The organism is Mesorhizobium sp. M6A.T.Cr.TU.017.01.1.1, from assembly GCF_004023115.1.
GTDB lineage: Bacteria > Pseudomonadota > Alphaproteobacteria > Rhizobiales > Rhizobiaceae > Mesorhizobium > Mesorhizobium mediterraneum.
The window spans coordinates 1-3,772 of sequence record NZ_RZTA01000225.1; the positions used below are offsets into that span (position 1 = coordinate 1).

Consider the following 3,772-nt stretch of genomic DNA (forward strand, 5'->3'; position numbering starts at 1 on the left):
CATCAGTGTCATTCGTGGAAAAGCCCCGTTCAGATCCGCCCTGCCCCGCCATTGGCGAACACGGGCCGCCAACGCCCCCTCCTCACTGCGGACATAGAATGAACGCAGGCACAGGAGGTGCCCGCGACGTCGGCGAATCTTATCTGCGAGGCGTCCGGACGATCGGTGATACCTGAAAAAAGACACGGGTTCACGCGCCATGTCTCAGGTGCGACCTGTTACCTACGTCATGGCGCAGAACCGGCTTGACCCATTGCGTGATTGGCCGCTTCACGCCCTTCGGTGGCGGCCCGGCGCGCACTTGGATCGCGTTTCAGAGCCGCTCGCGGATCGCGGCTGGAATTAATGAAGGCCGAGCCGACATATTTGCGCGTGCCGATCTCGCCCATCTAAGCTGGCGACGATGATGCGTGCCGGCCGGCCGCCCTTCCGAAAGGCGCTGTTTTCAATAACGATAAATGTAAGCCGGCCTCCTGAAGCCGCGTTTGCACTTCACCTCTTCCTTGTATTCATCGCCTTCCCACTTGCGCTCAATCTTGCAATTCCCGCGCCGGAATTCCTCTTTGTAGCTGTAGCGTTCGCGCTCCCTATTTCGACGCGGCTGGTGATCATCGTCGTTGTAGCGACCCACCCAGCGCCCATGCCCGCTCTCGTCCTTCCAGGGATCGGCTGCCGCTACGCTGACGCAGCCAGTCATTGCAATGCCGGCGGCCAGGAGGGTTACGAGCATCTTCATACGCAATATCCCTCTGCAAGTCCCCGCCAAAGGATTGAAACTCCGTTGAACGGCTTTCTTTTCCCTGCGCTGCTTCGCAGAGCGGCTCGCCTCCATGCAAGACGTTTTCATCAAGCCAGAAGAGCATCCCGCCGGGCCCGATATCCGATATCACAATCAGCCGCCGTTAGCAGGCGCTGCCGGAGCGGGCGCGGCTGGAGCAGGTGCGGCCGGCTCTGCCGGAGCGGGCGAGGCTGGCGCTTCGATCTTGGGCGCTTCGACCGTAGGCGCTTCAACCCTGGGCGCTTCAACCTTTACGTCGACGTCCTTCCCGGTGCCCCCGCCATTGATATTGATAACGCCAGTGAACAACAGCAGGACCACGATTGCGATGATTGCGAGAACGACGGCGACAGCAGTGCCGGCGCCATTTCCGCCTGAGTTAACAACGGTTGGACCGTCAGCCATGACAACCTCTCCTATCTCTGAATTATCACTTTCGGCAAACGGGACCGGCGGGCACTTCGTTCCTCCGCTGGGCTTTGGTCCAAGATGCGGCAAGACTGAAGTCTTTGGGTCGAAGACAGAGGGCTGAGGGCCGGCAACCAGGACCTTACCACTGCATTAGTATTGGGCCGCCGAGCAAAGTCCCTTCATCGGTGGTTCACCGGGTGCCCGCTGTATGTGCACCATCGGCGGGCACCCGATATGGCGCTCTAACAGCGGAAAGTACTGTGACCCTTATCCAGAGCAGACAGAATGTCGATGAGGTCGCAAGCCGACCCGCAAATGACAATCAAACTCCTAACCCAACAGATTTCTCGGTGGTTGATCTCATTTCGTCGAGCGACGACGAGGTCGCTGCCATTGTCAGGCGAACAGAGCGCCTGGCCCTTGCCGTGATTATAGTAATGGCGATCTTCCTGATCTTTGCACCGGTGGTCTTCATTGCCCTGAGGTATGGGATCTGAGATGTCCCGCTTTAGCCCTTGCCCCAAAAATCCTCGTGATTGACGCTGATGATGGCACTGCCGACGTATTTGCGGGTCCCCGGCCCGGCCATCAGCGCGAATGCCAGTATTTCCATATGGAAACAAAAAAACCCGCCACACAGGAGAGCGACGGGGCGATCAAGCGGTCACCGAGCGCGGGGTGGGTCGGGACTTGCCCGGTGCGCGGATCGTGAAAAATCGTAGGCTGCCGGCTCCGTCGCGTCTACCAACCGGCGGTTGGAAGGATCTGTTTGATTCGGCGGCGCAGCCGCTTACCGTCCCAGCGGCTGTATGGAAGCTGAAAGAAGTTCTTCCTCGTCCACCACTCCGGCCATGTAGTTGGCAATAATTCGGGACGCGAGAACTTCACGTTGTTGTTCCGATTGGCCGTCAACCTTCAAGCGATCGAACACGCGACCAAGCAGCGCCACCTCGGATGAATTGAAAATCCCGACAGCCTCGGCCGTTCGTCGAACGGGCATAAGCAAGCTTCCCCCAAAGCGGCGTATGCAACACAAACAATCAGAAAAAGCGAAATACGGAAGAAAAATCGGGCATCTTTCCCAACAACATTCGGGGCGAGATCAGAACCGCGCCCGGAACATAAGCGGTTGCTTAACAGTTGGATGGGGAGCAGTGGGCCTATCCCCCCATCTAGTCCCCCCGCTGTAGATCGGGAGCTGCAAACCGGTCGGCCCGCGCTCTGAGGAGGAGTGCGGGCTATGACCGGCTGGGATTCCTATCTCGAGGGATTTCCGCGATCGCCACAAGGTGTCAGCGGACGATGATTATGCATCACGCCGGAGCAGGTGTCGAAGGTGATCCACAAGCGCGGCAGCCATCAGGCAACCCTGACCGCGGCCGCCCGCGGGGCAGCCCGCATCTACCGCGCTCCTGGCGGGGGAGCGGCCAAGTGCGCGTGCTTCTGGAAGATACCAATCTTGTCGGGATAGGTAATCCGGATCTCGCGTCCGCATCCCTCACACTTGTAATGGGAAACGACCTGAAACCAGCTGCCGTTCTTGATGACGGTGAAGTTGCACTGCGGGCATTGGAAAGTCAGGCCAACAGAGAATAGGCTGGGAGAGAGGGACATTGCAGCGCCTCGCATTCTGGGTATCTTAAAGGCGGCTTGGTTAGTCCAGCGTCTCGACGACGAAGGATGCGGCAATCAAATCGTCGGCATCGATTCTACCCTTGCCGTCCTCCATGACGGCTGCGACCTTTCGAAAGGTCTTCAGTTCCTTCTCGGTAATCCGTGCGCCGCGCATCCTCTTGTTGAGGTCGGTCACGCGCATTCGGAGTGCCTTGGATGCTCCAATCTCACGGTTCGACACGATGATCACATTCCTCCGTTGCTGGCTGCCCGCCGCACCTTTCGGCACGGCGGGCTGTCCTCCCAGTCGCTTAGGTTATTCGATGACTTTGATGACCTTGCGTGTGCCTGGATCAACGACAACGGTCCGGTCGTCGACCACCACGTAACTGTATTTGGTCTCGGGAACTTCATGAAGCTCGACCGTATCGGGCAGTGTTGAGCCGATATTGAGCTCTACCCCAGGGATTTTCACCGATGCGAGCGGCTGCTTCTTCACATATTCCTTGATGACGGTCTCCTGCTCAGGCTCGATGATCACGTCCTGAGCGGCAGCAGCGCCGATGCCTGCCAGCAGCAGAAGCCCCGCGACTGCCGTGGAAAGACGCATTCTCATAGCTTTCTCCTTCGTGTGAGATCTCTTGCGCTGGGCGGTATCCTCTTCGCGCCCGGTCCACCCAAACCTGAGGTGGCCGCAAACGTTCCTTGGTTGGGCTTCGGTCTGATCCGAGACAGGACCTAAGTCTCTCCTGCTTCGTGCAATAGGCCGGACATCGCGTCATCGGGAAAGCGATGACCAAGCCACGCCGCGCCCTACGGAGGGGAAGGACGCGGGCTGATCGGGAGGGGACACCGATCTCGCAGCTTGGTTCACAGGAGAAGATGCTGCAGAAGCCGAACGTCCTCCCCGAGCCGGTGTTCCATACGGAAGTCAAAAAGCCCGCCGCACCTTTCGGCACGGCGGGCGGT

7 protein-coding genes are annotated in these 3,772 nt (G+C 59.0%); 2 read left to right on the forward strand and 5 right to left on the reverse strand.

Annotated features, from left to right (window positions below):
• Nucleotides 1-445: 445 nt before the first annotated feature.
• Complete coding sequence (locus tag EOB36_RS33355) at nt 446-736, reverse strand: hypothetical protein (protein WP_128286560.1); 291 nt, start codon at nt 734-736, stop codon at nt 446-448.
• Between the two features lie 156 nt (nt 737-892).
• Nucleotides 893-1,183 carry a hypothetical protein gene (locus tag EOB36_RS33360; RefSeq protein WP_128286561.1) on the reverse strand — a complete coding sequence of 97 codons (291 nt, stop codon included), beginning with the start codon at nt 1,181-1,183 and terminating at the stop codon, nt 893-895.
• Nucleotides 1,184-1,449: 266 nt separating this feature from the next.
• On the opposite strand from EOB36_RS33360, the gene EOB36_RS33365 reads away from it, so the two are divergent.
• On the forward strand, nt 1,450-1,686 hold the full coding sequence (locus tag EOB36_RS33365) for a hypothetical protein (RefSeq protein WP_126107085.1): 237 nt from the start codon (nt 1,450-1,452) through the stop codon (nt 1,684-1,686).
• 293 nt (nt 1,687-1,979) lie between these two features.
• Here EOB36_RS33365 and EOB36_RS33370 read toward each other — a convergent pair whose 3' ends face one another.
• Nucleotides 1,980-2,189, reverse strand: coding sequence for a hypothetical protein (locus EOB36_RS33370; protein WP_095489315.1), 210 nt, complete (start codon nt 2,187-2,189; stop codon nt 1,980-1,982).
• 431 nt (nt 2,190-2,620) lie between these two features.
• Here EOB36_RS33370 and EOB36_RS34585 point away from each other — a divergent pair, with 431 nt between their 5' ends.
• Nucleotides 2,621-2,785 carry a hypothetical protein gene (locus EOB36_RS34585; RefSeq protein WP_158302709.1) on the forward strand — a complete coding sequence of 55 codons (165 nt, stop codon included), beginning with the start codon at nt 2,621-2,623 and terminating at the stop codon, nt 2,783-2,785.
• A 58-nt stretch (nt 2,786-2,843) separates the two neighbouring features.
• Here the strand turns inward: EOB36_RS34585 and EOB36_RS33380 are convergent, their stop codons facing one another.
• Together EOB36_RS33380 and EOB36_RS33385 are read right to left on the reverse strand one after the other, a co-directional pair.
• The gene (locus EOB36_RS33380; protein ID WP_095489328.1) at nt 2,844-3,044 is read right to left on the reverse strand and encodes a hypothetical protein; all 201 of its coding nucleotides are present in this window, start codon (nt 3,042-3,044) and stop codon (nt 2,844-2,846) included.
• 75 nt (nt 3,045-3,119) lie between these two features.
• Nucleotides 3,120-3,419, reverse strand: coding sequence for a DUF1236 domain-containing protein (locus EOB36_RS33385; RefSeq protein ID WP_095489317.1), 300 nt, complete (start codon nt 3,417-3,419; stop codon nt 3,120-3,122).
• Between the last annotated feature and the right edge of the window lie 353 nt (nt 3,420-3,772).

Bases quoted from the DNA above. Each gene is read 5' to 3' on its own strand.
- EOB36_RS33355 (WP_128286560.1), bottom strand. From the start codon at position 736: ATGAAGATGCTCGTAACCCTCCTGGCCGCCGGCATTGCAATGACTGGC.
- EOB36_RS33360 (WP_128286561.1), bottom strand. From the start codon at position 1,183: ATGGCTGACGGTCCAACCGTTGTTAACTCAGGCGGAAATGGCGCCGGC.
- EOB36_RS33370 (WP_095489315.1), bottom strand. From the start codon at position 2,189: ATGCCCGTTCGACGAACGGCCGAGGCTGTCGGGATTTTCAATTCATCC.
- EOB36_RS33385 (WP_095489317.1), bottom strand. From the start codon at position 3,419: ATGAGAATGCGTCTTTCCACGGCAGTCGCGGGGCTTCTGCTGCTGGCA.